Below are 24,936 nucleotides of genomic sequence, written 5' to 3' on the forward strand. Positions count from 1 at the left end.
ATCGCGTCCTGATCGAGCGCGACCGTCTCCAGCGCGGGCCGCAACAGATCGAGATCCGATACCGGCAGTGTTGCCAGGAGACAGTTAGGCATTCCGCCCGGACGCGTCACTGCAGATGGCCCGCGGTGAGGCGCTTCATTCCGGGCGGTGCGAAGCGGCGGCTTTAACATATCTTAGATCTGCTGTCGCTACTCGCGCTGAGATCCAACTCACTTGCAAATTCGGATATTCCAACTGGATGTCGGCTCAAGCGTGAGTCCTCATCGACACGAACGGATCAATCTTAGGGGCTTGCGCCGCGACATGAGCACGGCGAGTAAGGGAAGGAAGAGAGTCAGTGCAAACGGCAGTCTCGATGCAGTTGCAGCGCGAAAGTACGCAAGCCGCAAAAGGTGCTCTTCTCCACCCGCGCTGCGTAGCACCGATCTTCGGTTCCACCCATGTCGAATATGAAGGTGAGCTGGCCTTTGGCGCATTCCGCGTGTCATACAATTGTTATAATTGGACCGGTGCGTCGATAGACAGGGGCGGCCGAACAGTGCTGACGGGTGGTGGACTAGCCCGCTCCCGGCATTGGCACGATGGCGTTCTGATCGCCAAGTGGTAACAGATTTAGCGGCTTCCGGTTATAGGCCCTTGGCTGCCATCAACGACCGCCGAAGAGTAGGTCAGCTACCGGGTGGAAAGCGGTCCAAAATGCGCTGGCCCGCCAATTGCGAATCTGACCCACAAGAGACATGGATTGCTTGAAGTGCTGCGTACCAGCCGAGGATACGCGAGCCAGTTGCTTGTGCGGTCACCGTTAGCTGCCGACGCTTTGAGCCTGTTGCGCTTTGAGCCTGTTGCCGTTCCCTGACTCTTGACGCCCGGTTGACAGTCGCGCCTATGGCAAGGCGCAGCAGGCAAAGGCTTTGCGCACGCAAAGCCCGCCGCCCGGAAGTCTTCCGCCTCCGGGCTTTTTTTACTGTCTTGCGATCGCTAGCTTCGGTGTTCCACGAGACCTGGCGCTATTGCGTCTTTACGGTCCCGTTCGCGTTGAAGTCGTTCTTCCGATCATACCCGGAGTCGCGCAGATTTTTCATATACTGCGCGTGGTCCTTGCTGCTCACACCGCTCGGAGCCATGGCGTAGGAATTAGCCGGGTAATAGCCATAGGAATTAGCGGGCCGGAATGGTGCCGTTGCAATCGCGCCTGCGGTATTGACTGCGCCAGCGGCGACGGCCCCGGCCGTTCCAATCGCCGCGCCGGCTGCATCGGCCGGCCAGAAGCCTGAACGCGCATAACCCGGACCATAATAGCCGTTGTTGTAAGCGTTGTAAGCGCGGTTGGTCATGGCTTCGCTTTGGGCGGCCCTAGTCGCGCCGTAGGCGGAACCATAGTGAGGCCGGTGGCTATTCCGGTAGCTTTGATGAGTCCATGCCGAAGCGGCAGAAGTGGAGACAGTGAGGATAGCAAGCCCAACAAGAATGCTTTTCTTCATGCTCAGCTCCTCTGAAGCGACGCATCATTCGCGCTAAACCGCGTCAGATAAATTTCGTTCCGAGCGCTCTATAAAGTTTAGGTCCGGCTTGGTGCCTATTTGATTCTCATGCCGGGGTTTTAGGGCCCAAATGCTCGGACCCGCCGTTCCCTCGGCAGGATGACGATTGAGGCCACCCCAGTGTCGGCCTCCTCAGCGCGTCGCCGCGATGTCGCCTACTGGCCCATCGCGACATATTGCGATGCCGCACGAACTTGGTCGTCATAGGGGCAAAGCGGACGTAGTCTTCGTGCATCACGCGGACGGTTTTATGGGTACAAGGCCATGACAGCGCGCCATCGACGATGAATAAGCTGCACGACGGCCAGATCAACCACCACATCGGTCTCCAGCACGTCGCAGCGAGCCTGGCCAGGCAGGCGCTGGCCAAAATCGATGCGCACGACCACCGCATCGTGATGGAGCTTGGCAAGTTCGCGGCATCCGCGATGGAGCGAATTCCGGTCCAGCACCGCGACGCGGCGATCAAGACCATCGGCCAGATCAACGCCGAGGCTTATGCCGAGCTGATGGAAAGCCTGTGGCGGGAGCTGTTGGCGGTGGCGGAATACGAGGTCGAGTTCTGCACAAAGCTTCTGGGTGAGAGCGGCATTGAAGCGAAGGCGGTGTTCAATCCGGACGCCTTGAAGGCGAGGCGCTTTATTCGCGGCCAGACCGTGCATCAGGCGTTCGAGAGCCAGCGCGACAACAAGTTCAGGTTCTTGCGCAAGGTGATCGTCGCGGAGGCCGAGCCGATGGCCTTGATCCGGAAAGTGCGCGGCACCGAGGCGCGGTGCTTTAAGGACGGCGCACTGGCGATGGCGCGTCATGCGACCGCCCATCTGGTGCGCTCGGCGGTCAATCACACCGCCAATGCGTCAAGGATGATGCTGTGGCGCGAACTCGATTGATGGTGACAGCGACGCTGGATTCCGACACCTGCGTCGAATGCGGTGCGCGCGACGGCACTTTCGTCGAGGCCGAGGATGATGGGCCGCCGTTCCACAACGGCTGCCGCTGCGCTCTTTTGTTTCTGTTGCCGGGCGAAAAGCCGTATCGGCAGACCTTCCGGCAATGGCTGAAAGCGCAGGACGCCGCGACCCAGGATAAGCTGCTCGGCAAGTCCAAGGGCAAGCTGTATCGCGCCGGCAAGGTCAGCGTATCCGGCTTCGTCGATGTCCGCGGCAACGAACTCACCCTTGAACAGCTCAAGCGCAGGGAGCGGCGCAACTCGACATGACGATCAGGATAGAATCCGACGGCACTCAGCACGGCACCAAGGTCATGGTGGGCGATGCCGACATCTCTCCGATCGTCACCTCGATCACGTGGGCGCATGGCGGCGGCGACAGGCCGGTGGCCACCGTTCGCCTTGGCATTCTCGATACCGCAAGCCTAGGGGCCGGTCCGGTCAAGTACATCGCCGCCGATGGCCGCAAGATCATCTCGATCGCCTTCGAGGACGGCCTGTCTTTGATCTCCACCTTTGATCCGCGCGATGTCGGCGCGGTCAAGGTTGAGAAGGATCACATCGAACTGCTCGCGCCGGGACCGCTCAGGCTGGACGAGGCCGCCGCGATGGCATTGTCGCGACGGCTGTATGCCGCTGCAACGGAGCTTGCGATCCGCAACGACGAGAACCTGTCGAAGTAGGAGTGGTTATGGCCTGCAAGAAGCAAGTCAAGTCGGCTGCCACCGTCGTGATCCGCGACGCCCGGGACATGACCGAGCGCGGCCGCAAAGAGGTGGCGCAGTGGCTGCGTCGGCAGGCCCGCTTCCTCGAGAAGCACGCCGATCAATTGTCGCGCCGCTACCGCGCCCGGTATCTGTACCGCTGAAGGGAGGCCCATACGATGGCATTGCTAGGAAAGCCGCGCGAGCGGCGCAGGCGGCGACAGGATGGGCAGGGGAGCGGTGTCTGGCCTGCAGCTCGGTTCGAACTGCTCTATGGCGAGGACGAACAGGACCATGCCGCGCCGCCCCCATCTGCTCCTTCGCGTCCCTTGCTGACCCTCAATTCCCGCTGGGTGGCCGAGGGCGACAGCATCACCGCTGGCTCCAATGGTCCGCAGTGGGCCACCTATGCCGACATCCGCTCGCGTGGCCGCTTCTTCCGCCCGCTCGGCTGGAATCAGGCGGCTGGCGGACAGACTGCGGCGCAGATGGCGACGCAGATTGCTCAGGTCACCGCGCTGAACCCGAAGGTCGTCACGTTCCTGGGCGGCACCAACGATCTTGGCAGCACCTCGGATACGCCCGCGACCATCTACAGCAACATCCGCAATTGCGTGAAAGGCTACCTCGACGGCGGCGCTCAGTACGTCATCGTCTCGCGGGTACTGCCGCGCAATGACACCACATGGGCGAACCTCGGCACACAGCCCCAGCGCGAGGCCGATCGGAAGGCGCTGAATACGCTGATCCAGGGTCTGCCCAGCGATTTGTCGGCTTACAGTGGCCGCGTGGTTATCGCGCCGAGCCTTGAGGCCACATGGAATCCGGCAACCGATACCATCGAAGGCCTGCATCCGAATTACATCGGTGCGATCAAGCTCGGCAACTCGTTCGCGACCGCGCTCAACAGCATCAGCGACACCTCGCTGTTCTCGGATCTGTATCTGGACTCCAGCAACGCGCTGCTCGCGGCCGACAACCCGCAGCTCGCCGGCACGACCGGCACCCTGACCAGCGCGACCGGTGAGGTCGCCACCGGCTGGACTGTGTCGCAGAACGACACCATGACCGTAGCTGCCTCCAAGACCACCATGGGCGCTGCCGCTGCGCAGCGCATCCAGGTCTCTGGCGCCAATGGCACTGCCGGCCGCGTGGTCAACTTCTCCAATCCGTGCCAGATCGCCGGCGCGGTTGGTGACAGCTTTGAGGCCTGCATCGAATTCATCCTGGCGGCCGGCTCGCAGAACCTGCGTGGCGTCACGCTCGGTTGCGGCGCCACAGGCCTCACGCCGCTCCCCAGTTCGCCTCCGCTCTACGATGGTGCGCCGCTTCTCACCGGCACCTTGCGCACGCCTGTGATCGCCACCTTGGCGGCCGCGGTGACCTCGGTGACCGTGCAGGCAACCCTCACATTCGCTGGCGGTAACGTGGCTGCCGACGTCACCTGGTCTCGCCCGTACTTCCGCAAGGTGCCGGCCGCTCAGTAGGAGGAAAGGGGGAGGGAAATCTCCTTCTTCCACGCAAATGTTGGCCGGATAGAATCTGTCCTCGTTGTTTTCTTCGAGGACCACATGACCCATCCGGCGATCTTGAGACAAGAGGCGGCGCAGGTTTATCGGGCGCTACGATTGCGGCCACTCACGATCAGCAGCATCGTGTTGATGACGCGCCTGCACGAGATCAAGGTGATGCGGGCCTTGGTCAGGCTGTTGGAGGATGAGAGCATCACTTCCATCCATGGACTGTATATCGCCAGCCGCGAGGAGCCGGCCTGGCAGGTCCACTGAAACCACCGCCTTATCCCAATAAATCAAGCCGCCTTCGGGCGGCTTTTTCTTTGAATTGCGTCCTGCCCAATCGGGGCCGGGCGAACGAAGCGGCATGTCCGCAAAAAGCAAAGTCCGTCAATGACGGCACCGGCAATGCCGGACAACGGAGACCACCATGGCACTTAAGGCACTTCTGGAAACCCTCGACGATGTCGCAGAGGCGTTCCACTCGGAATACAAGCAGGTCAAGGTCAAGGGACCAGACGGTCAGGAGAAGGAGATGTTCGCGCTCGACATCGTCGAGCCACAGGCCCATCCCGACGTGCTCGCTCTGAAGACCGCGTTCGATCGGGTCAAGAACGACAAGCAGCGCCTCAACACCGAATTGACCGAGGCGCGCAAGCGACTCGAGAAAATTCCCGAAGATTTCGACCCTGACGAATATCAGCGCCTACTCGACGAAGAAGCCGAGCGCCAGAAGGACCCGAATTACAAGAAGACCGATGACGAGAAGCTGCAGGCAGCCCGCAATATGTACGAACAGCGCATCAAGACGCTGGAGACCAAGGCCGCGAACGATCTCAAGTCGAAGGACGAAATCCTCGCCAAGAAGGACAAGTTCATCAACGCCCTCCTGGTCGATGACGGCCTGACCCAGGCGCTGGTCGCTGCCGGTGTCGACAAGGCCTACCTCAAGGCGGCCAAGGCGATGCTCCGCGACAGCGTCAAGGTCAAGAACGAGGGCGACAAGTATGAGGCCGTGGTCGAAACCGATCTCGGCGAGCAGGACATTCCGAAGTTCGTCATGAAGTGGGTGCAGTCGGACGAGGGCAAGGCCTTCGTGACCAAGCCCTCGGGCGGCGGTGCCAATGGCAACGATTCACGCACTCTCGGCGACAACCCTTGGGACACCAAGGGCGGCAAGGTGAAGCCGAACCTCACCAAACAGCAAGAGCTGATCCGAACCAACCCGGAAAAGGCACGGCAGCTGGCGCAAGCCGCTGGCGTGACCCCGGCCTGGTAAGCCCCAAGCCAACGGCAAGGCGAGCCGATTTTTCCCTCAAGAAAGAAAGGACAATCCGATGGCGGTTACTCGCCTTACCGATGTCATCTATGGGCCGTTGTTTCTGCCCACCGTTATCCAGCGCATCCAGACCCTGACCACGATCCGCACCTCCGGCATTGCGTCGTCTGATCCGCAAATTCAGACGTTTGCGAACGGCCCCGGCGACATCGTGCAGCTGCCGTTCTGGAACGATCTCACCGGACCGTCCAACGTCTCCAGCGACGATCCGGCGCAGAACGCCACCCCGAACAAGCTGAACCAGGGCCAGGACATCGCCCGCAAGATTCGCCGCAACTACGGTGTCTCGGCGGCCAATCTGGTGTCCGCACTTCTGGCGGAAGATCCGCTCGACGTGGTGGCGCAGCTGATCGCCGAATACTGGGTGCGTGAGGAGCAGGTCATCCTCGGCTACCAGCTGAACGGCGTGTTCGCATCGCCCTCGATGGCCGATCACGTCCTCCCCGTCGCCTCGGAAGATGCCGCAGGAAGCGGCGTGCTGCTCGATGCCGACGTCTCCTCGAACGCCCACGCGCTTCTGGGCGATCAGGGCCAGAGCTTGGTCGCGGCGATGATGCACTCCCGCGTCTACTGGAACCTGCGTGCGCAGCGGGCGATCTACTTCAAGAAGGACCCGGTCACCGGGCTCGACTTCGAGTTCTGGGATGACAAGCGCATCATCGTCAACGACGCCTGTCCGCGCGTTCCCTGCACCACCAACGGCTACAAGTACTCCACGTATTTGTTCGCGCTTGGCGCGCTCGCCTATGCGGAGGCGACCGGTGGCGGCGGTCCGGCCATTCCGGTCGAGTTCGACTCGGCGCCCGCCGCTGGTAACGGCGAGGGCGTGCAGACCGTCTGGTATCGCAGGCATTGGGTGATGCACCCCCGCGGGGTCAAGTTCACCTCGGCCAGCATCGCCGGCGAAAGCCCCACCAACGATGAACTGGCCAACGGCGCCAACTGGTCGCGGGTCTACGATCCCAAACTGGTGCGCGTCGTCGCTGTGATCACCAACGGCTGAGGGCTGCCTGGCTGAGCCGGGCGCCCTTTCAGGTTCAACAAACAGGAGAAGTCTGATGGCCAGGAGAGCCAAGCCCCTCGATCCGCAGGCGCTGCATGAGCGTATCCGTGATGCCGAGCAGGCCTCGCGTGCCGCCGAATCCATCGCCAACGTGCTCGGCGATCGCCAGATCCCGGACGGTGCAGTCGAGCGCTCCAAGGAGAAGGGGGATCAATTGAAGAAGCTGATGGAGTTGTCGGCCGTGGTCGATCGCGCCGGCACGCCACCGCCGCTTGCCGGCGAGAGCGACGACGATGGCGACGAGGCCGAAACCGAAGAGCCGGAGCCGACCAAGGAAGAGCCGGTCAAGGAAAAGGCGGCCGAAAAGGCGCGCAAGTGACGAAAGCTGCCCGGTCTTGAACTGGGCAGGTTTCCTGTGAGAGGGCCGAGCATGGCGATCGACGAGGAACTGGCGCAATTCCGCCTGCGCTTCAAGGCAATCAGTGTCGAAATGGCCGATGATGACGAGGTCAGGATGTACATCGACGACGCCCATCGCGTGGTCGATGACGACAGCGCTTGGCGCGAAGCCGATCGTCCGATCGCCATGCTGTATCTGGCGGCCCATCTGGTGATGATGGCGCGTGCCGCCAATATCCAGGCGCAGCAGGGCGGCGTTCAGACCGGCGCGGTGACGTCCATCACGGTGGCCGATCGCACAGTGCAGTTCGACACCGCTTCCCAAGAGACGACCAGCGGCAGCGGTCTTTCGCAGACCATCTACGGTCAGCAGTACCTGATGATGCTGCGGCGCAATCCAGTCTTCATCATGAGGGCCTGATGCCGGGCTTCGATGATTATGCGCTGGTGCTGGAAAATGCGATCGATGGCTTCTACGGCGAGGACATCGAGCTTCGGCCCATGATCACCGGCAGCTACCTGTCGCAGCCGATCGCGGACTCATCGCGCGCGATCGTGCCGGCCAGGGGCGTTGTGGTCTCCAAGGGCGCCATCCTGCGGTCCGATTCCGGCTTCATCGCCAAGCGCCTTGAAGCCGATCTGCTCTTGGAGGTGCAGCCGAGCTATATGGCTGGCATCCGCGAGGGCGATCGGGTGCTGCTGAAGAAGACCGGCGGCCTGTTCGAGATTTCCTTCATCGAGCCCGCGCATTATGGCCGCCCGGTGCTGCACCTGCTCACGGTGAAAGACAACCCGTGAGCCTGATCCGCATGGTGTCGCGGATGAGTGCGGTCGCCGCCTTGATGGACCGCACCTTCGCCGAAAAGCGGGTGTACGATTCCGACAACACCCCGCTGCTCGACGCGATTCAGAACGAGCGCAAGCCGTACATCACGGTGTTCACCGACAACGACACCACGGAAGGCATCTTTGGCCGCGACGTCTATTGCGGCGACCATCGCATGTCGGTGGTGTTCGAGTTCGGCATTGCCAGTGCGGCAACGGTCAAGAACAAGGGCACCGTCCTCAACATTCCGCAGACCGATCAGGCGATGGAGGCCCTGGTCGACATTCTGGAAAGCCAGATTGTCGCCGCGGTCGTCTCCGATCCCACCTCGCCGTTCGGCGAGGTGTTTCGGCAGCTGGTCAACAAGATCATCCGCAGTCCCTCGGTGCGCGGCGGATCGCATGACCGCGGCACTCGCTGGGCGGCGCGGCAGTTGACCTTGATCTGCGACACCATTGCTGCTCCCGCCCCCGGCGTGGTGCTGGACGACGATCATCCGATCCGCTTGGCGCGGAAGGACGAATTTGCCGCGCTCGGCATGAAGGAAGCGGCCGATCTGGTCGAACGGGTCCTGAACGATACCGCTTCGCCCGACTGGCGGCAGCAGCAAGCCTGGCTGGGCCTCACCGATGCCGGCATTCGCGGCACTGGCGTTGCGCCGATGCCGGATGGCGACGAGGCGGGGCATCCCCTGACTTCGGCAGAGCCGGTGTTCGATGCCGACCTGACCTTCTTTCCGCTGCTTGAGCCGGACGATGGTTAAATGGCCATCAATATCAGGATCGACAGCGCCGACCTCGTCAAGTTCATGCAGAACACCGAGAAGGCGCCGCAAAACATCAGGGGCCTTGCGGCCAGAGCTTTGAACAAGCTCGGCGATCAGCTTCTGGATGACGTGGTCGAGGTGGTCGCGGCACAGACCGGCATGGACGATCGGGTGCTGCGCCGGGACATCGTGGTCACCAGGGCGTCGCCCGCCAACCTGTATTACTCGATCGACGCATCGGCCGCGCTGATCGAGGCGCCGGCCACGCGACCGATGCCGGGCGCCAGACGGTTCAACCGCCGTCCCGACGATTACTTTCACGCCGAGGAATTGGTCAACATCGTCACCATGGGCGACGAGGAGGTCTGCAAGATCTGCGAGGCCTTGGAGGAGGGCGGTCCCTACAAGATCGAGGAAGCACGGACCTTGCTTCCCGCCCATCCGTACTGCCGCTGCGTGGTGCAGCCCTATCGCTCACGGCGGGAATTGCCGGTGGCGTTTCGGAAGGGCCAGAGCCTCGAGCTCGCCAGCGTGACCTTGGAGCGGCTGAGGGAACGGCTCCGAAACGAGATCAAGTTCAGCTTGCGGGTGTTGTGACATGGCCGCCAATGATGCCATCGACAAGCTGATGGCCGAAATTGCCTCGCTGCGTCGCATCGTCGGCAACATGATCCGCCCGGCCACCGTGCATGAGGTCAAGGGCGACAAGATGCGCATGGTGCTGGGCCAGAATAAGAACGGGCAGGATGTGCTCGGGCCGTGGCTGGATACCATCAACCATCGTGGCGGCGCGCGTGAACGCCGCTTCTACAAGAAGGGCCAGAACCTGACGCTGTTCTGCCCCAACGGCGACATGAGCCAGGCGATCGTCGCGCCGTTTGCCCCGAACAAGAATTTCGAGCATCCGGACCACGCCAACAAGTCGGGGCAGAACGAGGAGACCTATCAGCAGGACACGATCCGCTCCAAGACCAAGCCGGATGGGCAGGAGTTCTGGATCGCGCCGGAATCGACCGACGACGATGAGCAGCAAAGCGGATCGGCCTCGACTTCGCAGCAGAAGAAGAAAAAGCAGTTCGATCCGGACAAGGATGCCTTGGTGCTGGTGCGCGCCGGCGAAATCCAGAAGGACGATGATTCCGAGGAGCACGGCTCCCAGGCTGGGCAGCAGAAGTATCAGTCCAAGCCGAAGGGCATGTACCACGTCCGGGTCAAGAAGAAGGGCGGCCAGCTCTCCGAGGACAAGCCGCAGGAAGGCCACATCCTGTTCGAGGCCTCCGACCAGATCACCTTCAAGGTCGGCAATTCGACCATCACCATGCTCGGCACCAAGATCACCCTGACGTCCGACGAGATCGTCACGGACGGCAAGACCCTGCTCGGCGACCCCGAGGCAGACAAGCTGATCTCGGGCAAGGGCACCAAGGATACCGGCGGCTACGAGGATCAAGGTCCCGTGTCGAAGAACGTCTACATCAAATTCGGGGAATAGCTGATGAGCATGAAAACCCGGCTCTACTTACGCTTCGCAGCCCGCATCAACATGGTCTTGAGGCCGCTCGGGTTGTTGCTCATGGCGACCTTCGAGGGTGATCCGCCGGAGCCCGTCGAAGTCGTCAAGCTGCATCTGCGCCGCAGCGGGCGCTTGTATCGTTACTAGTGAGGAGCACGACCATGGTGCAAAGGAAACCGGTCAACGAGTATCACGTCTACGATGACAGCCTGAAGCGGATCGCGGGCGTCGAGATCATCGAGCACGATGGGGCACGCGTGGTGCGCCTGTCCGCCGGGCAGGCTGCTTACCTGATCGACCAGGGCACCATCGGCGTGACGCCGAAGGCGCAACTGTCGGCCGCTGCAAGCAGCCTGGTCAAGCAGTTCCACGGCGCGAAGGCTTAAGCCTTGGCCAAGATCAGCGAACTGTACGATCCGCGCTACGATGCGTGGCCGGAACTGCGGCAGGAGACGCGCGTCCTGGCGCCGGTGCGCGTCGGGATCGATCGCTCGACCGGCAAGATGATCGTCGGCTGGAAGCACGTCCGGCAGAGCATGGCGATGATCTTCATGACCCGCTTTCACGAGCGGGTGCTGCGGCGCTGGGTCGGCTCATTCGTCCCGCATCTACTCGGCGAGAACGCGGTGGAGCGGACCATCACCCGTTTCTATTGGGCGATCGCCGCCTCGATCGACTTGTGGGAGCCGAACTATTCGATCACCCGCATCAGGGTCTCAAAGCGCGCAGACGGCTCGGAATTGACCTCGTCCGACGAACTTCGGACCGGCCAACTCCAGACCCGGAACGAAGGCATCTACAAGCCGCGCGGTCACTTAGGTGATCCGACCCCGGAGACCCGTCAGCCTTTCGGGCTGGTCGGCTCGGCCAGCGGCGGCTGGGAGCAGGTCTAAATGACGGCGCGCTATTCGGTCATTGACCTGTCGCAGCTCGGCACGATGTCCGTGCTCGAGACCATCGACACCGAGGCCATCATTTCGGCGCGCATGGCCCGTTTCAAGCAGGTGTGGGCCGAGAACGATCCGCCGGCCGCTGCGCAGTACGATGTCGGCGACCTCGAATTCGATCCGATCAAGATCAATCAGGAGAACTCGACCTATTTCGAGTTGATGCTGCGCGACCGGGTCAATCAGGCGGCGCGCGCCACCACCCTGGCGTTCGCCACCGGCACCGACCTCGACGCCATCGGCACGCGCTATCCGGGCGGGGTGCCACGGTTCACAGGCGAGGACGACGACCGCTACCGGCATCGCATCTGGGCGTCCCCGAATCCGCTCTCGCCCCATGGCGTTGCCGAGAGCTACGAATTCTGGGCCTTGAGCGCGCTTGGCGGCGCCTTGCGCGATGCGACCGTGGTCAAGATCAGGCCATCGCTCGTCGATGATCCGGTCGTCGTCGTCACCTGCATGTTGGAGGGCGACAATCCGGTGCCGTCCACGGTGCAGCTTTTGCAAATCCGCAGCTACATCATCGACGAGAAACGGGCAGGGACCACCGACGTGATCTCGATCCGCGCGCCGATCATGCGCGACATCGCCTATCGCATTGGCCTGTATCTGTATCCGGGGCCGGATGCGCCGACCATCGTTGCTGCGGTCAAGGACAGCCTGAACGCGCTGGTTGAGAACCTGCGCTGGCTCGGCGAGGACCACACCTTGATGCAGATCAACAAGGCGCTTGCGCTCACCGGCGTGCATAGCGCGGTAATCGAGTCCCCAACCGAGGATGTGCGGGTCGATCCTACGGGACTGGTGCGGGTGACCTCAGTCGACGTCCAATATCGGGGCCGGCGTGAGTGATGGCTTTGGGGCGCAGCTGCTCTATCGGGCGGCCACCGGCTTCGAGCGCGCCATGGCGGATGCCGATGCCGAGCGCTTGCTCGACATCAACGCCGAACTGATCATCGAGAACTGGGACCCGTACCTCGTTCAGACCAAGAACCTGCCCTTCCTTGCTTACGCCATGGGCGTGACGCTGTGGGAAGATGACTATTGGAACGAGGGGCAGAAGCGGGAATGGGTCGCCAACCAGTGGCTGTTCAAGAGCCTGCGCGGCACCGTCAGCGGCATCCGCATGGCGCTCGATGCCTCGAACTATGTGCTCGACCAGCACGTGACGCCGCCGCAGGGCTTCTATGCCTCGCCGGACCTGACCCCAGCGCAGTGGAACGCCTGGATCAAGCAGATGCCGGAGCTGCGGTTGACTTACGCGCAGCGCGAAGGCACGCGAGGGCTGGACGAATTCTTCCTCGATTGGGGATTTGCTGACCAGGACGCCTGTTCGATCGACGATGGCTTTGCGCTCCGTGGCCGCTACGCGGTGCTGCGGCATCTGGGAGCAGATACCCCACTCTCGTTCGTCGACTACCGGCCCGGCTTCAAGGATGCAGAGGCGGTCGATTACGAGCGGCTGTCGACCGCAGGCAAATCCTCGCTCGGCCTGATCGTTGAGGAAGATTATTCCGACGATGATCGTTACGTCTGTTTCGAAGAGGTCACGCCAGATCTGTACACGCTGCGCCTCGATCGCAGCTACAGCGTCGATGCTTCAGAGGTGACGCTGACGATCGTGACGCCGAGCCAGGAGCCGATCACGCCGAGCTACGAGATCAACTCTGATGTCGGCAGTGGCAACGGGATGGTGTTCACCGAGGATTATTCCGACGATCGCTATGCCGACCAGCCGGATGGCGGCGACAAGTTGCTCGCGCAGCGCATCTATCTGCTCGATCCTGCTGTTGCGGCGCCGATGACCATGGGCATCAGCTTCTCCGATGCCACCCGCGTCGGAATGCCATCCTATACCGCCGAACTCATGGTTGATCTCTTCACCAGCGAACCATTGCCGGCGCAGTTCATCGAGGAGACCGAGGTCGGTGAGGGCTTCGCCATCGACGAGGACCCCACGCATATCGATCGAGCGCTGCGCGCCATCAACGCCGGCAAGGCCTTGCGCGACACCGCGCTGGTGACGTTTGCCGTCAAACGACCGGTTGCCATGGGCGACTATCTCGCCGACACGACCGCGGCCACCGATTGGGTTGCGGATATACTGTAGGAGAACGCTGCGGAGAAACGAGTCCTTATCGACACGTGGCAGAAGGTCGTCCGCGATGACTTTCTGAAGTTCGGCACCTTTCCGCGTGACAGCTTCGACACGATCGTCGGCAAGCTCCTGATCCCCGATCGCGCCTTTGAAGGCTTCAACGTTGTCCAGTCGGGTCCGGCCGAGGTTACGGTCGGCTCTGGCCACCTGTTCAATAATGGCGCGGTGTACTTCAACGACACCGAAGGCGGGACCACGATCGACCTGCTGTCGCGCTTGCCTGCGGTCACCCGCCGCATCGTGGCCATCACGGTGTGGGGCCAGGAGATCGACTCCAAACTGGAGCCGCGCACCTTCCTGACCGATGCCGAGACCCGCGCCACGGTCGCTCGCGCGACCGCAACCGAGCACTGGCGCTGGGCCAACATCGGGCCAGTGAGCGGCGTCGAAGGGCCAGACCCACAGCCGCCGGCGGTCTCGGCTGACGTGGTGACGGTGGCTTATGTGACGCTGTCAACCACCGGCATCGAGTCCATCATTCGGGCCGATGAGAACCTGACGCCGACCTTGCGCGAAGCCGACAACCGGCTCAACGAGTATGACATCTGGCGCAAGGTCATCGGCACGCTGGTCGACACCCTGCGTTCTGACCTCTTGGCGCTGGCTGCCAAGCTGTTCGGTCTGGCGCCCTGGGAATTCGTTCGCGCGGTGACCGCCGACGTTGCCCGCATCAAGGACAAGATCAGGCTGCCGTCGACCTATACGGCATGGGCGGCGGACCATTTCCTGACCACGGACTATTCCGACACGGCGCATCCGGACTGGCTAGCCTCGATCGAGGAAGGCGTGCGCTTCCCGGCGGCGGCTGGCTTCGACGCGCAGCTTGGCTTGCTCAATCCGCTCGATTCGTTGGTGACGAACACCAATAACGTGATCCTGCCGGGCTGGGACCCCGCGATCCGCATTTCCAACGTCGGCTTCGACGACGAATGCGCGATCGCGCAATACAACTACCAGACCGTCGACATGGTGCAGAAGATGATGGCACGGCAGGTGACACGCTACGGCACCCCGTTCACGGTCTGCTCCAACAGCCAGTTCTGGCAGACCGGCACGTTCGATTACGCCAACTGGACCTTCAACCGTGGCGGCGAGGTGTTCCAGGTCGAGGGCGCGGTGACACTGGACGTCATCGGGACCGCGTGGGGCGGCTATGCCCACAACGTCATTCGCCTGCAACAGGTCTGGCAAGACACGGTGATGGAGCCGTATTGGGACCGCGTGGTCACCAACTATTCCGTCAACGGCGCGGTGATCGCCGAGACCTTTCCCAATTCGCAGGATGGCTGGCTTTGCCAGATCAACCTGTTCTTCGCGCGCGTGGCGGCGACCGGCGACGTCACGGTGCTGATCTGCCAGTTGACCAATGAGAGCCCGGACCCGAGCAAGATCATTGCGCGCTCGACCTTGCCGGCCGGCAGCCTGAAGACGGCCACCGCCGCCAATCCGGTCGGGACCCCGTTTCAGTTCCAGCCGACCTTCCTCGGCAAGGGCCGCTACGGCATCATCGTCATGACCGCCGGCAACCATTATGTGTGGCGGCTCAAGAACACCAACTACATCGCCGGCACGTTCTTCTATTCGACCGACGGCCACTGGTTTCAGGGCGACTTGACCGAAGATCTCGCCTTCGAGGCCTACTTCTGCAAGTTCCGCTCCAACCTCACCAAGGTGCAGCTCAATCCGGTGCAGCTGCAGAACGGCATCGCGGCGATCGACATCAATGCCGACACCATCGTGCCTGACGGCACCAGCCTCTGGTATGAGGTGCAGAAGGACGGGGTATGGACCGCGCTCACCGGCGAGGGACAGGCGGCCTCGCTGTTTGCCGGCTTGCCGCCGCTGCTGCCGTTCCGGGCCTGCTTCCAAGGCTCGGACTCGACCCAGCCTGCGCTCGGCGTCTCCTCCAACTCGCGCGTCACCACCTGGCGCCCGCGCTCGGACTTCCGTCACATCTCGGCGGTGCGTGGTCCGATGTCCACGATCAACAAGATCACGCTCGACGTGCGGCTGGAGTCATGGCGCGATGCGGCCGACTATGTCGCGGCCTCGAACTTCGCCAGCAACAACCACCATCATTTCCGGTGCTTCCTGCTGCATGGCGCCAACTATGCGACCATGCGGCCGGCCGATGTGGCCACCGCGGAGGTGGCGCCGGACGATCCCAACGCCGTGATCTTTCATCTGACCTACTACGGGATGGGCAACCTCACGTCCTACCGCTTCCGGATGGAGGGCGCCACAGACAACGTCCTGACGACCTATCACGTCGCCGAGCGGCTCGACGTGGCGTTCGTCTATTCCGGTTCATAATCAGCAATCGCTCATCAGGAGCACAGCAATGGCAGATTTTGTCGACGACAAATACTACAGGGTCGAACTTTTGCGAGCGGTCGACTTCGGCGGGACCATCTTCCGTCCCGAGATGTCGGGCACCGTGATGCGCGGTGGTGTCATCAATCTGTTGATGCAGGACCCGAAGAACGAAGGCGCCTTCGGCACGACCACCGAGGTCAAGGACTATGGCGCAGAAGCCGCTCAGTGAGCAGTTTGCCTTTGGTCGGGACACCCCGATCATCGGCAACTTGACCAAGCTCGTCGCGGCGATCGACGCCAGGTTCGCGGCGCTTGAGCAGATGGAGGAGAAGGTCAACGCCATGCTTGACGGCGTCGTCAGCGTGGCATTGCAGCGGATGAACGAGACCTTCACGCCACTGATCATCGAGGCGCAGCAGCGGCTCGAGCAGTTCGGTGCCGCCTTCGGGGCTATCTCGCAATCCACCCTTGACGTCTCGCTTGGCACCAAGACGCTGGTGATCGATGAAGCCCGTCGGGCCGGCTTCATCTATTCGGACTACGTGGCCTTGCGCGCGATCGAGAACGACGCGATCAGCATGCTGGGGCACGTCACGGACTACCAGCGTGATTCCGGTGAACTGTCCGTTGATGTGGTGCAAGTCCCGGAGGAGGTCGGCGTCTCCTATACCGGCTGGAAGGTCAACATCTCGGCAGCGCCCGACCTTGCGCACGCGGGCCGCACCGACAACCCGCACCATACCACGGCCGAACAGGTCGGGGCCTACACCACCGCCCAGACCGAAGCCGTGGTGGCCAATGCCGTGGCAGGCGCGCAGGAGGCGATCAACAACTACATCAACGGCCTCGGCTTCATGCGCCAGTCGCTCAACCTGAGCGATCTGGTCGACAAGGCGGCGGCGCGCGCCAATCTTGGTGCGCAAGTGGCCGGCAACTATCAGGCAGCGCTCGGTTATACGCCGGTGAACAAGGCCGGCGACATAATGTCCGGCAGCCTCACGGTCAACGGCGATCTCGCTTCGCGCCGTGCCGGCTCACCGGGCACCGGCATCTTGTATCTGGGCAACTCCGGCGCGCGCTATCTGTATTTTGACGGCGCCAACTACAGTCTCCCCGGTGCTCACGTCTACTCGGCCGCCGGGCGGTTGTTGGGCACCGGCTCTGATGCCGGCCTCGTCATCAATGGACGCCTGGCCTATGCCGCCGACACTTCCGTCAACGCCAACGGCATGAGCGAGCCGTACGGCGGCGCGGTGATGACCGGCTTCGGTTGGGTCAGCGGCGTCGCGACGCAAGCACGCTTCCGTTACATGCAGCTTCAGAATCTGGCCGGCGGCTGGTGGACGATTGGATACGCATGACGACAATCATCAATCACGGCTCATGGGAACGCTACGTCCCTGACGAGTTTCCGTCGGGCGCTCCTGCGAGCACAATGTTCTGCAAGAGAACCGATGACGGGATGGACTGGTACGCCTACACACACCCGCCGGCCACAAACTTCGCGCCGACGTCCGTCAAGGCGACGGTCTACGACAACAGGCTCGTCGCCGTGGTCCGCGATGTGTCGCTGCTGTTTCCCCAAGGGGCGACCGTCATCGAGATCACCGACGATACCGCCACGGAAGACGTGCTGGCGGTCTATGGCGGGCAGATTTACGACCCGGTGGCCAACACGTTGTCGCCACCGCCGCCGCAGGAGCCCGCGCCATTCACCAATCGCAAGCCGACGATCGTGGCGGCGGCTTTCAACATCCAGGTCGCGGATTTTGACATCCCATCGATCGACGGCCTGTTCAACATCGCCGCCGCCGTCTACCTCGACGTCGGCAGCTACATGGTGTTCTTCGTCCAGCCGCAGCCCGATGCGGCCTATTACGCCGTCATCACCGGCGATGCGCCGGCCGCGCGATTGAGCGATCAGGCGCCCGAATACTTCACCATCGAAACCAAAGACGGACCGGGCGGCAACCCGATCGATCCGGCCATCCTGTCTGTCCAGATCATGAGGATCGACCAATGACGGAGCCGACTATGGGACGACTCGTGTGTTTTTTGAATGCGCTTGGCGAGGATCGTGTGCGGGTGATCACCACCATGCCGGGCACTGCTCCCTATCTCATTCGCAATATCTTGAGCGACGGCAAGCCGTACTGGTACTGGGAGACGATCCCGCTCGGCACGGTGGTGGGTGCCGACTTCTCCAATGCGCCGCTCGGCACGGCGAACATCCAGATCAACCAGCAGAACATCAACGCGATTAGGGCAAAGCCCGAGGAAGTACTGATTTACGATCCCCCTTTGGGGTCCACGGCGCCGTCCGCCGCTTGATCGCGCGGCTTCGAGGCCTGACATGGGAAGCATTGCAACGCTCACGCAAACGCTCGAAGTCTCCGATGTCGGCGACATCGTGATCACGAGCATCGAGCAGGACGCTGACGCCGGAGACTATGTCCGGGAAATCCGCGTGTTCGGGACGGCCACGACCGGCAGCCCGCCGTCGCTGGTGACGCTGCGCCTTCGCTCGACGACCCGCCAGTCGTTGGAAGTGACGGCGCCGGCGAGCGAGTTCTGATCCAACACCCCACTCACTTTCCACGCAAGGAGACCACCACGATGGGAGATCCAGTCTTTGGCGTCGTCATCCGGCCGGTTGACGAAGAAAGCAGGCCGATCATCGGCGCCGACCTGTCCACGATCGGCATTATCGGCCCGGCCGCGGACGCGGATGCCTCGGTGTACCCACTCGACACCCCGGTGCTGGTCTACAGCAACGACACCACCAAAACCAAAAAGCTCGGCACCAAGGGCTATCTTGCGGATGGCATCACCGGCATCAATGACCAGCTTGGCGAGATGCAGTTCGCCGCCCGCGTGGTGGTGGTGCGCACCGCGGATGGCGTCGATGTCGATCCTGCCATCAAGCTGCAGAAGACCATCAACAACATCGTCGGCTCCTCGCTGGACAATACCGGCATTCATGCCTTCCTGAAGTCGGTCGGCATGCTGGGGGTGACGCCGAGGCTGATTTGCGCGCCGGGCTACACCGGCCAGTTGGCCAACTCGGTCAATACGCTCGAACTCGAGAGCGGTGGCGAGGGCTATGTTGAGGGCCAGGTCTATCCGCTCACCTTCTCGGGTGGCGGAGTCAATGCCGTGCAGGCGGTGGCAACTGCGACCGGGCAGGCCGATGGCACGCTCGGGGAGGTGATCCTGAGCCAGCCGGGCGCGTGGTATTCGACGCCGCCCGATGTGGTTGCGCCCTCGGCCGGCAAGCGCGTCACCGCGGTAGAGGTTGAGGGTGGCGGCTCGGGCTATGCGGTCAACGACATCGTCAATCTGCCCAATGGCGTATCAGTGGCGGCGACGACTGTTGACGGCACTGGTGCTATCACCGCGGCGGTCCTCGCCAACCCCGGCCTGATCGCTGCGGATGCGGCGGCGCCGGCAAACCCGGTAGCGGACGTCTCCAGCACCGGCTCCGGCCATGGGGCGACGTTCGAACTTACCTGGACCGCTTATGAGGCTGCGACGTTTACGGCGACCGTCGCGCAGGGCGCCAATCCGGTGTGCGTAGCGCTCAATTCGGTGCTCGATCAGCTGCTTGGCCACTCGGTGGTCGAGTCCAAGGGCATCTCGCAGGTTGACGACGAGAACTGGCGCGAGACCATCTCGTCAAAACGCCTGATCCCGATCTCTGGCGGCTGCAAGGTGCTCGATCCGGTGACTTCGGATGTGGTGTACCGCCCATTGGCGGCACGCATCATCGGGGTTGGAGTGCGGCGCGATCAGGAAAAGGGGGCACCGTTCCACTCCTGGGCCAACCGGCCGATCCAGGGTGTCGTCGGACCGGCCCGCGACATCACCTATGCGCTCACCGACGACGCCAACGAGGCGCAACAGCTGCTCAAGAACAACATCGGCGTCATGGTGCGTGGTGAACTCGGCAATGAGTTTGCGATCGCCACGGGCGGTTTCATCTTCATCGGCACCGACAATGCCGGCGAGGACGAGTTGTGGCGGTTCTACAACATGGTTCGCGGCCGCGATTACATCCACCTCTCGCTGCTGCGTTCGATGCGGTACTACCTCGGCCGCTTCAACATCACGATCCAGACCGTGCAGGCGGTCATGAACGGCATGAAGATGCTGCTGCGTGATCTCGCCGCAGACGGCCACATTCTTGGCTATACGGTCAACTTTTCCGCCGCCAAGAACTCGGCCGACGAGATTCGCATGGGCCATCTCACCGTCGGCTTCAAGGCGGAAGAGGCTGCGCCTCTGCGCAAGCTGACCATCGAATCGGCGCGCTACCGCGAGGCGGTGGACGCGATGATCGCCGAGCTTGCCGCCCAGATGCAGCTGCAGGGCTGACCGAAACATCAGAAGCATTAAGGAGAACCCAGCATGTACGTGTATACGATGGAGTCGGTCAATCTGGTCTGCGGCGACAACGACGCCGGTCAGAACCAGCCCGGCACCGCGACCTTTCTCACCTTGCGGCAACTCAAGTTGCCGAACCTGGAGGAGAACTATGTCGAGCACGTCGCCGGCGGCGCGATCGCGGCGATCGAGGTGTTCACCCACATCAACCGCCTGGAGGCGACCTTCACGCTGGCCGGCTGGCAGCCGCGCGTCATGGGGCTCTTGGCGCGCGGCAACGCCTCGCGTCAGGCCCAGCGCTATACCGCTCATGGCGTGATCCGCGAGCAGCGCACCGGCAAGCCGATGAAGGCGACGGGAATTCTGTGGGGGCGGCTCGGCGCCGTGAACCCGACCGCTTTCCGCCGCGGCGACCTGATGGAGCACGAGTTCTCGATCAAGGGCATCACCCATTATGAGTTGTGGATGGAGGAGAACGCATCGGCCGACGGCTCGCAGAGTTCCGTCACCCAGCTGTACTACTGGGATTTCTTCGAGAACGTGTTGATCGTCGACGGCTACAACGTGTTTGCCCAGGAGAACGCGATGATGGGCATCACCACTGATCTGACGGGTCAGGCCGAAGCCGGTTAATGACCGTGATCGACCGGACGGGCGGGCGCAGGATTTTCCTGTTGCTGCCCTTTAAGCATGAGGGCAAGTGGATCAGGTCGATCTATCTGCGCCCGATGGCGTGGGGTCATGCCCTGAAATGGCAGGACGGAGATTACGCCAGCGCGATGGATTTGCTGTTCGACATTGTCGAGCAGCCGACTGAGGTCGTCAGACAAATCCGCTACCCCGATGTCGACCGGGTGATGAACCAGTTCTTCGAGATGCTGCCGACGGACATCCGCGACCAGATCGCCGCCGGCCAGATCCCGCAGAAAGTGGTGCCGCATGAGCACGATCCGGAAGAGTCGGCGGCACCCGAACCAGAACTCGAGCCCGAGTTGCCGTTTGACGAGCCCTACGATCCGTACCGGATGCCGACCAAGGAAGAGATCGAGGCGGACATGAAGGCGCATCCGGTGCCGCCTGAATTGCAGCAGCCGTTCCCGCCGAAGCAATCGGACAGTCAAGGCAACGGTCTCGGTTTTGAGGTCAACTGATGGCTGACAATGAGACCAAGATCGTCCTTCAGGGCGAGGACCGCACCGGGCCGGCGTTCAAGTCTGCCGCGCGCAACGCCAGCGAGCTGGAGCGGGCGCTTCGCCAGACGCAGGCCGCGCAAGGCAGGTACGGGAAAGAGTTCCCGACGATCGCGGAAATGCAGCGCCGCGCCGATCAGGCACGCAGGATCGCCAACCAAACCAGAGAGCAGACCCGCGAGCAGGAGCGCTACAACCGCGCCCTGGACCGAACCTCGTTTTCGCTGCGCGGCATGGCCTCGCGCTACACCGCGATGGGGTTTGCCGCGCGTGCGGCGTATCAGGGCGTGATTGATTTCGCCAAGAACGAGGAGCAGCTGCGCGTCATCCAGGCGCGAACCGGCGCCCTGGCTGCCGATATGGCGAGGCTAAAGGCAACGATCCGCGATGCCTCGCAGGAGTTCGGTGTGTCGCAAGAGCAGGTTGGCAAGACCTTCGAAGCGATCCGCGATGCCGGCTATATGAGCGAGGAGCAGGCGCGGGCGCTGGCCCCGGCCGTCACCTCAATGGCCCGGCAGTTCGGCGTGGCCGGCGATGCGCTGGGCAAGAGCCTTGGCGAGTTCATGCAGGGGCTTAAGATTGCGCCGAATCAGGGCGAGCAGGCGCTGAACATCATCGGCCGAGCTGCCAAGGAATTGCGGCTCGATCTCGATCAGCTTGGCCGCTCGGCCCCCGAACTCGGTCACCAGATGGCCGACCTTGGCGTCACCGGCGCGGAGGGCTTGAGCAAGATCCTGTCCACGATCGGCCTGTTGCGCGAGAAAGGCTTTGGCGACACCGCGCAGGCGGCGCGGACGCTGGTGCAGTCCATGCAGGAGATTCATCGCGGCGGCGGCGTCGCCGGGGCGCTTGGTCTGGACGAAGAACAATGGTCCGGCATGATGAACCGCAACATCGCGACCGGCGGCAACTTCTTCGATTTCTACATCTCGCGCATTGCTGAGGCGCGCAAGCGCGGCACCGAATGGGGCAAGCTGTTCTCCGATCCGCAGCAGCAGAAGTTCTGGAAGATGATGCTGGACTCCTCGGGCCGCTACAGGGAGCTGCAGGCCAGGGTGCGCGACGGGATGAACGACTTCTCCAATCGCTTTGTGGGCTCGGCCAATGATGCCCAGCTGGCGTTGGACCGGCTGACGACCTCGTTCGATGAACTGAAAAGGACATTCGCCTCTCTCGCTGCCAGCGGGGGAGGTTTGAGCTTTCTGCGGGATGTGTCGGCCGAGCTGAAGAACATGAGCGACAGCCTTGGCAAGGCGCAGGACCTCATCGACCGGATCAACCGCGGCGAGACCTCGCTGTGGGGCGCGGTCAAGGAAATCGTTGGCGGCATGCACTTCCCGACGCCGCAGTCGGTTGCGCAAGGCCTGATCAACGGCCCTCGTGGCATCATGGGCAATCCGAACTGGCAAGGTCCTCCAGTGCCGCCCGGTTTTACGCCGCCGACCTCGGTCCCGCCGCAACGCGCGACCGGCGGTCCGGTCAACCGCGGCCAGACCTATCAGGTCGGCGAGCACGGTATTGAACTGTTCACCCCGTCCAGTTCGGGGCAGATCACGCCGCTGGATGCCGTCTCCACTACGCGCACCTTGAGCGATGTCGAACTCAACACCGAACGCTCGCTCGCGGTCCTGACCCAGATCCGCGACATGATGCGCAAGCAGGAGCAGGAGAATGAGGGCAGAGGCGGCGGTGGTGGCGGGGCCGGTCTGACTGGCGGCTACGGCGGCGGTGGTGGTCCCGGTTCGCGGCCGGGCGGCGGCTATAACCCGCCGGATGGCGGCATCACGGGCGGCGTGCGTGGGGGCGAGAGCGTTGGCGGGCAGGTGCCGCGCGCACTACGGCCTCGCGGCGCCGGTGGCAGCAGCGGCGGTGGCAGCGATCTCGGGACCAGCGGCGATGTCGGAGGTGACGTCGGCGGTAATGCCAGCCTGGCCGAGCAGCGTGCGCCGCTCTGGGCCGAAGTCGAGCGCGATCCCGCCACCAAGCACTTGATGTACCAGATGATGGCTACCGAGGGCGGCGGCTCCGCGACCGTCGAGTCGCTGTTCAACCGCGTCGCCATGATCAGGAAGAAGGTTCCTGGCTACAGCATCAGGGACGAACTGCGCAGCGGCTTCTATGGCCCGATCAATACCGGCAAGGCGCAGCGCAACGCCATCACGCCGGCGATGCGCCAGCGCTATGACCGGGAGATCGCAAGGGTTCTCGGCGGCAGCAACATCATCCAGGGCCGCACCGATCAGGGGACCTATGGCGATCCAAACGCGAACGGTCCGGGCCGCGTGTTCTTCCCCGGCATGAGCCGGAGCGAAATCTACAATTTCTGGAAAGGATCGCGCCGCGGACGGCAGTTCACCTATCAGGACTCCGCGCGCTTCGCCGAAGAGCAGAATGCGAGGGCGCGTGCCAGCGACGGCTTGAACCAGCCGGCGCTGACCCAGCGTCCGGAGATGCCGACCGAACCCCCGGCTGAACTGAATGCCGATTTGCAGAAGATCAAGGATCAGCGCGCCGAACTCGAGAAGCCGATCACCATTCGCGCCCAGCTGGACCGCGGCCAGGACAACCAGTTCCGCCGCGCCTCGATGCGCCGCGAGGTCAATCGCGAGGTCCGGGAGGCCGCGTATAATTCCTACAACGACATCGGTGCCGCATGAACACGACGCTGTATCAGTTCGGCCTGATCCAGTGGCAGGTCTGGCCGTTCAACGTCTCCGAGGTCATGCACTCGACCGCGACGGACTGGTCGCGCAAGGAGATTGCAGGCGCTCCGATCTTCCGCGAGTGGGTCGGCGAGGGCGACGAGGAAATCGAGATGCGCGGCCGGGTGTTCCCGCACTTCTTTGCCACCATCGGCCTGAAGCAGGGTTCTGGCATGGGCCATCTTGATGTGCTCGACGAGATGCGCCGCTACGGCAAGTCCAACATCCTGATGCGCGGCGACGGCCTCAATCTCGGCTGGTACGTGATCGAGCATCTGTCCCGCGGTCATTCGTCGCTCGATCGCTACGGCATCGGTCGGCAGATCGAGTTCGAGGCGCGTTTTCAACGGGTGCCGGTGCCGTCGGCCGATACGTTCTATCGCGACACCACCTTCTTTGCGACGAACTAAATGGCGGTGACATCCTACGAACTGGTGACAGTGACGGCAGATTTCGTCACCGCCGACCTTCTGGTGTGGCGGCGCTACAAGACGCCGGCTTACGGAATCGTTGAAAAGCTGCTCGATGCCAACCCGCATCTGGCGAGGCTGCACAAGCAATCGCCCTTCCTGCCGGCCGGCACGCAGGTGCGCATCCCGATCGACACCGACATTCTGCGCGGGCGTCCGCAGCCGCAGCAGATTCGCAACGTGACGCCGATCATCTGAAAGCATCGATCTTAAGGG

Annotated in this window: 32 protein-coding genes; 31 read left to right on the forward strand and 1 reads right to left on the reverse strand. The window is 62.8% G+C overall.

Annotated features, from left to right (window positions below):
- Window positions 1-1,007 precede the first annotated feature (1,007 nt).
- Window positions 1,008-1,481 carry a hypothetical protein gene (locus tag ACZXDY_RS33250; protein WP_464348430.1) on the reverse strand — a complete coding sequence of 158 codons (474 nt, stop codon included), beginning with the start codon at window positions 1,479-1,481 and terminating at the stop codon, window positions 1,008-1,010.
- A gap of 344 nt (window positions 1,482-1,825) precedes the next feature.
- Between ACZXDY_RS33250 and ACZXDY_RS33255 the strand changes: the two genes are divergently transcribed.
- From ACZXDY_RS33255 to ACZXDY_RS33405, 31 genes are all read left to right on the forward strand, one after another.
- Window positions 1,826-2,431, forward strand: a complete 606-nt coding sequence (locus tag ACZXDY_RS33255) for a hypothetical protein (protein ID WP_464348431.1) — start codon at window positions 1,826-1,828, stop codon at window positions 2,429-2,431.
- Window positions 2,431-2,760: a hypothetical protein gene (locus ACZXDY_RS33260; RefSeq protein WP_464348432.1), complete on the forward strand. Its 330-nt coding sequence runs from the start codon at window positions 2,431-2,433 to the stop codon at window positions 2,758-2,760. Before ACZXDY_RS33255 ends, ACZXDY_RS33260 begins: the two co-directional genes overlap by 1 nt.
- Window positions 2,757-3,173 (forward strand): hypothetical protein, encoded by a 417-nt coding sequence (locus ACZXDY_RS33265; protein WP_464348433.1) that lies wholly within the window; start codon window positions 2,757-2,759, stop codon window positions 3,171-3,173. Before ACZXDY_RS33260 ends, ACZXDY_RS33265 begins: the two co-directional genes overlap by 4 nt.
- An 8-nt stretch (window positions 3,174-3,181) precedes the next feature.
- On the forward strand, window positions 3,182-3,358 hold the full coding sequence (locus tag ACZXDY_RS33270; protein WP_464348434.1) for a hypothetical protein: 177 nt from the start codon (window positions 3,182-3,184) through the stop codon (window positions 3,356-3,358).
- A gap of 15 nt (window positions 3,359-3,373) precedes the next feature.
- Window positions 3,374-4,681, forward strand: coding sequence for an SGNH/GDSL hydrolase family protein (locus ACZXDY_RS33275; RefSeq protein WP_464348435.1), 1,308 nt, complete (start codon window positions 3,374-3,376; stop codon window positions 4,679-4,681).
- Between the two features lie 84 nt (window positions 4,682-4,765).
- Window positions 4,766-4,981 (forward strand): hypothetical protein, encoded by a 216-nt coding sequence (locus tag ACZXDY_RS33280; protein WP_464348436.1) that lies wholly within the window; start codon window positions 4,766-4,768, stop codon window positions 4,979-4,981.
- A 157-nt stretch (window positions 4,982-5,138) separates the two neighbouring features.
- Window positions 5,139-5,987: a hypothetical protein gene (locus tag ACZXDY_RS33285; RefSeq protein ID WP_464348437.1), complete on the forward strand. Its 849-nt coding sequence runs from the start codon at window positions 5,139-5,141 to the stop codon at window positions 5,985-5,987.
- Between the two features lie 58 nt (window positions 5,988-6,045).
- Window positions 6,046-7,050: a hypothetical protein gene (locus tag ACZXDY_RS33290; protein WP_464348438.1), complete on the forward strand. Its 1,005-nt coding sequence runs from the start codon at window positions 6,046-6,048 to the stop codon at window positions 7,048-7,050.
- Window positions 7,051-7,105: 55 nt separating this feature from the next.
- Window positions 7,106-7,429, forward strand: a complete 324-nt coding sequence (locus tag ACZXDY_RS33295) for a hypothetical protein (protein WP_464348439.1) — start codon at window positions 7,106-7,108, stop codon at window positions 7,427-7,429.
- Between the two features lie 51 nt (window positions 7,430-7,480).
- Window positions 7,481-7,870: a DUF4054 domain-containing protein gene (locus ACZXDY_RS33300; RefSeq protein WP_464348440.1), complete on the forward strand. Its 390-nt coding sequence runs from the start codon at window positions 7,481-7,483 to the stop codon at window positions 7,868-7,870.
- Entirely contained in the window at window positions 7,870-8,247 is a 378-nt protein-coding gene (locus ACZXDY_RS33305) for a hypothetical protein (protein ID WP_464348441.1), read from the forward strand. The genes ACZXDY_RS33300 and ACZXDY_RS33305 overlap by 1 nt, the downstream gene beginning before the upstream one ends.
- A complete protein-coding gene (locus tag ACZXDY_RS33310; protein ID WP_464348442.1) occupies window positions 8,244-9,038 on the forward strand; it encodes a hypothetical protein in 795 nt (264 codons plus the stop codon). Before ACZXDY_RS33305 ends, ACZXDY_RS33310 begins: the two co-directional genes overlap by 4 nt.
- A complete protein-coding gene (locus ACZXDY_RS33315; RefSeq protein ID WP_464348443.1) occupies window positions 9,039-9,638 on the forward strand; it encodes a hypothetical protein in 600 nt (199 codons plus the stop codon). It begins immediately after the preceding gene.
- A 1-nt stretch (window position 9,639) separates the two neighbouring features.
- Window positions 9,640-10,533, forward strand: coding sequence for a hypothetical protein (locus ACZXDY_RS33320; protein WP_464348444.1), 894 nt, complete (start codon window positions 9,640-9,642; stop codon window positions 10,531-10,533).
- Between the two features lie 3 nt (window positions 10,534-10,536).
- Entirely contained in the window at window positions 10,537-10,701 is a 165-nt protein-coding gene (locus tag ACZXDY_RS33325; protein ID WP_464348445.1) for a hypothetical protein, read from the forward strand.
- A 14-nt stretch (window positions 10,702-10,715) separates the two neighbouring features.
- On the forward strand, window positions 10,716-10,940 hold the full coding sequence (locus ACZXDY_RS33330; protein ID WP_464348446.1) for a hypothetical protein: 225 nt from the start codon (window positions 10,716-10,718) through the stop codon (window positions 10,938-10,940).
- Between the two features lie 3 nt (window positions 10,941-10,943).
- A complete protein-coding gene (locus tag ACZXDY_RS33335) occupies window positions 10,944-11,447 on the forward strand; it encodes a GPW/gp25 family protein (protein WP_464348447.1) in 504 nt (167 codons plus the stop codon).
- The gene (locus tag ACZXDY_RS33340) at window positions 11,448-12,353 is read left to right on the forward strand and encodes a hypothetical protein (protein WP_464348448.1); all 906 of its coding nucleotides are present in this window, start codon (window positions 11,448-11,450) and stop codon (window positions 12,351-12,353) included.
- Window positions 12,346-13,611 carry a phage tail protein I gene (locus ACZXDY_RS33345; protein WP_464348449.1) on the forward strand — a complete coding sequence of 422 codons (1,266 nt, stop codon included), beginning with the start codon at window positions 12,346-12,348 and terminating at the stop codon, window positions 13,609-13,611. The genes ACZXDY_RS33340 and ACZXDY_RS33345 overlap by 8 nt, the downstream gene beginning before the upstream one ends.
- Window positions 13,612-13,824: 213 nt before the next feature.
- On the forward strand, window positions 13,825-15,972 hold the full coding sequence (locus ACZXDY_RS33350; protein ID WP_464348450.1) for a hypothetical protein: 2,148 nt from the start codon (window positions 13,825-13,827) through the stop codon (window positions 15,970-15,972).
- 28 nt (window positions 15,973-16,000) lie between these two features.
- Window positions 16,001-16,204 (forward strand): hypothetical protein, encoded by a 204-nt coding sequence (locus ACZXDY_RS33355; protein ID WP_464348451.1) that lies wholly within the window; start codon window positions 16,001-16,003, stop codon window positions 16,202-16,204.
- Window positions 16,182-17,336, forward strand: a complete 1,155-nt coding sequence (locus ACZXDY_RS33360; protein WP_464348452.1) for a hypothetical protein — start codon at window positions 16,182-16,184, stop codon at window positions 17,334-17,336. Before ACZXDY_RS33355 ends, ACZXDY_RS33360 begins: the two co-directional genes overlap by 23 nt.
- Window positions 17,333-17,998: a hypothetical protein gene (locus tag ACZXDY_RS33365; RefSeq protein ID WP_464348453.1), complete on the forward strand. Its 666-nt coding sequence runs from the start codon at window positions 17,333-17,335 to the stop codon at window positions 17,996-17,998. The genes ACZXDY_RS33360 and ACZXDY_RS33365 overlap by 4 nt, the downstream gene beginning before the upstream one ends.
- Entirely contained in the window at window positions 17,995-18,306 is a 312-nt protein-coding gene (locus ACZXDY_RS33370; protein ID WP_464348454.1) for a hypothetical protein, read from the forward strand. The genes ACZXDY_RS33365 and ACZXDY_RS33370 overlap by 4 nt, the downstream gene beginning before the upstream one ends.
- 22 nt (window positions 18,307-18,328) lie before the next feature.
- Window positions 18,329-18,550: a hypothetical protein gene (locus tag ACZXDY_RS33375; RefSeq protein WP_464348455.1), complete on the forward strand. Its 222-nt coding sequence runs from the start codon at window positions 18,329-18,331 to the stop codon at window positions 18,548-18,550.
- A 41-nt stretch (window positions 18,551-18,591) separates the two neighbouring features.
- Window positions 18,592-20,349, forward strand: a complete 1,758-nt coding sequence (locus ACZXDY_RS33380; RefSeq protein WP_464348456.1) for a phage tail sheath C-terminal domain-containing protein — start codon at window positions 18,592-18,594, stop codon at window positions 20,347-20,349.
- Between the two features lie 33 nt (window positions 20,350-20,382).
- A complete protein-coding gene (locus ACZXDY_RS33385) occupies window positions 20,383-20,991 on the forward strand; it encodes a phage major tail tube protein (RefSeq protein ID WP_463327551.1) in 609 nt (202 codons plus the stop codon).
- Complete coding sequence (locus ACZXDY_RS33390) at window positions 20,991-21,509, forward strand: hypothetical protein (RefSeq protein WP_464348457.1); 519 nt, start codon at window positions 20,991-20,993, stop codon at window positions 21,507-21,509. Before ACZXDY_RS33385 ends, ACZXDY_RS33390 begins: the two co-directional genes overlap by 1 nt.
- The gene (locus ACZXDY_RS33395; RefSeq protein WP_464348458.1) at window positions 21,509-24,205 is read left to right on the forward strand and encodes a phage tail tape measure protein; all 2,697 of its coding nucleotides are present in this window, start codon (window positions 21,509-21,511) and stop codon (window positions 24,203-24,205) included. The genes ACZXDY_RS33390 and ACZXDY_RS33395 overlap by 1 nt, the downstream gene beginning before the upstream one ends.
- Window positions 24,202-24,660, forward strand: coding sequence for a phage tail protein (locus tag ACZXDY_RS33400; RefSeq protein ID WP_464348459.1), 459 nt, complete (start codon window positions 24,202-24,204; stop codon window positions 24,658-24,660). The genes ACZXDY_RS33395 and ACZXDY_RS33400 overlap by 4 nt, the downstream gene beginning before the upstream one ends.
- Window positions 24,661-24,918: a tail protein X gene (locus ACZXDY_RS33405; RefSeq protein ID WP_464348460.1), complete on the forward strand. Its 258-nt coding sequence runs from the start codon at window positions 24,661-24,663 to the stop codon at window positions 24,916-24,918. It abuts the gene before it with no gap.
- Window positions 24,919-24,936 lie beyond the last annotated feature (18 nt).

Source organism: Bradyrhizobium sp. LeoB3 (assembly GCF_055456055.1).

What these genes read in the sequence shown, in the direction of transcription:
- ACZXDY_RS33265 (WP_464348433.1), top strand. Translation starts at nt 2,757, where the DNA reads ATGACGATCAGGATAGAATCCGACGGCACTCAGCACGGCACCAAGGTC.
- ACZXDY_RS33325 (WP_464348445.1), top strand. Translation starts at nt 10,537, where the DNA reads ATGAGCATGAAAACCCGGCTCTACTTACGCTTCGCAGCCCGCATCAAC.
- ACZXDY_RS33400 (WP_464348459.1), top strand. Translation starts at nt 24,202, where the DNA reads ATGAACACGACGCTGTATCAGTTCGGCCTGATCCAGTGGCAGGTCTGG.
- ACZXDY_RS33390 (WP_464348457.1), top strand. Translation starts at nt 20,991, where the DNA reads ATGACCGTGATCGACCGGACGGGCGGGCGCAGGATTTTCCTGTTGCTG.
- ACZXDY_RS33275 (WP_464348435.1), top strand. Translation starts at nt 3,374, where the DNA reads ATGGCATTGCTAGGAAAGCCGCGCGAGCGGCGCAGGCGGCGACAGGAT.
- ACZXDY_RS33255 (WP_464348431.1), top strand. Translation starts at nt 1,826, where the DNA reads ATGAATAAGCTGCACGACGGCCAGATCAACCACCACATCGGTCTCCAG.
- ACZXDY_RS33330 (WP_464348446.1), top strand. Translation starts at nt 10,716, where the DNA reads ATGGTGCAAAGGAAACCGGTCAACGAGTATCACGTCTACGATGACAGC.
- ACZXDY_RS33260 (WP_464348432.1), top strand. Translation starts at nt 2,431, where the DNA reads ATGGTGACAGCGACGCTGGATTCCGACACCTGCGTCGAATGCGGTGCG.
- ACZXDY_RS33295 (WP_464348439.1), top strand. Translation starts at nt 7,106, where the DNA reads ATGGCCAGGAGAGCCAAGCCCCTCGATCCGCAGGCGCTGCATGAGCGT.
- ACZXDY_RS33340 (WP_464348448.1), top strand. Translation starts at nt 11,448, where the DNA reads ATGACGGCGCGCTATTCGGTCATTGACCTGTCGCAGCTCGGCACGATG.
- ACZXDY_RS33385 (WP_463327551.1), top strand. Translation starts at nt 20,383, where the DNA reads ATGTACGTGTATACGATGGAGTCGGTCAATCTGGTCTGCGGCGACAAC.
- ACZXDY_RS33285 (WP_464348437.1), top strand. Translation starts at nt 5,139, where the DNA reads ATGGCACTTAAGGCACTTCTGGAAACCCTCGACGATGTCGCAGAGGCG.
- ACZXDY_RS33360 (WP_464348452.1), top strand. Translation starts at nt 16,182, where the DNA reads ATGGCGCAGAAGCCGCTCAGTGAGCAGTTTGCCTTTGGTCGGGACACC.
- ACZXDY_RS33320 (WP_464348444.1), top strand. Translation starts at nt 9,640, where the DNA reads ATGGCCGCCAATGATGCCATCGACAAGCTGATGGCCGAAATTGCCTCG.
- ACZXDY_RS33290 (WP_464348438.1), top strand. Translation starts at nt 6,046, where the DNA reads ATGGCGGTTACTCGCCTTACCGATGTCATCTATGGGCCGTTGTTTCTG.
- ACZXDY_RS33395 (WP_464348458.1), top strand. Translation starts at nt 21,509, where the DNA reads ATGGCTGACAATGAGACCAAGATCGTCCTTCAGGGCGAGGACCGCACC.
- ACZXDY_RS33270 (WP_464348434.1), top strand. Translation starts at nt 3,182, where the DNA reads ATGGCCTGCAAGAAGCAAGTCAAGTCGGCTGCCACCGTCGTGATCCGC.
- ACZXDY_RS33305 (WP_464348441.1), top strand. Translation starts at nt 7,870, where the DNA reads ATGCCGGGCTTCGATGATTATGCGCTGGTGCTGGAAAATGCGATCGAT.
- ACZXDY_RS33355 (WP_464348451.1), top strand. Translation starts at nt 16,001, where the DNA reads ATGGCAGATTTTGTCGACGACAAATACTACAGGGTCGAACTTTTGCGA.
- ACZXDY_RS33375 (WP_464348455.1), top strand. Translation starts at nt 18,329, where the DNA reads ATGGGAAGCATTGCAACGCTCACGCAAACGCTCGAAGTCTCCGATGTC.
- ACZXDY_RS33300 (WP_464348440.1), top strand. Translation starts at nt 7,481, where the DNA reads ATGGCGATCGACGAGGAACTGGCGCAATTCCGCCTGCGCTTCAAGGCA.
- ACZXDY_RS33370 (WP_464348454.1), top strand. Translation starts at nt 17,995, where the DNA reads ATGACGGAGCCGACTATGGGACGACTCGTGTGTTTTTTGAATGCGCTT.
- ACZXDY_RS33365 (WP_464348453.1), top strand. Translation starts at nt 17,333, where the DNA reads ATGACGACAATCATCAATCACGGCTCATGGGAACGCTACGTCCCTGAC.
- ACZXDY_RS33380 (WP_464348456.1), top strand. Translation starts at nt 18,592, where the DNA reads ATGGGAGATCCAGTCTTTGGCGTCGTCATCCGGCCGGTTGACGAAGAA.
- ACZXDY_RS33315 (WP_464348443.1), top strand. Translation starts at nt 9,039, where the DNA reads ATGGCCATCAATATCAGGATCGACAGCGCCGACCTCGTCAAGTTCATG.
- ACZXDY_RS33405 (WP_464348460.1), top strand. Translation starts at nt 24,661, where the DNA reads ATGGCGGTGACATCCTACGAACTGGTGACAGTGACGGCAGATTTCGTC.
- ACZXDY_RS33250 (WP_464348430.1), bottom strand. Translation starts at nt 1,481, where the DNA reads ATGAAGAAAAGCATTCTTGTTGGGCTTGCTATCCTCACTGTCTCCACT.
- ACZXDY_RS33280 (WP_464348436.1), top strand. Translation starts at nt 4,766, where the DNA reads ATGACCCATCCGGCGATCTTGAGACAAGAGGCGGCGCAGGTTTATCGG.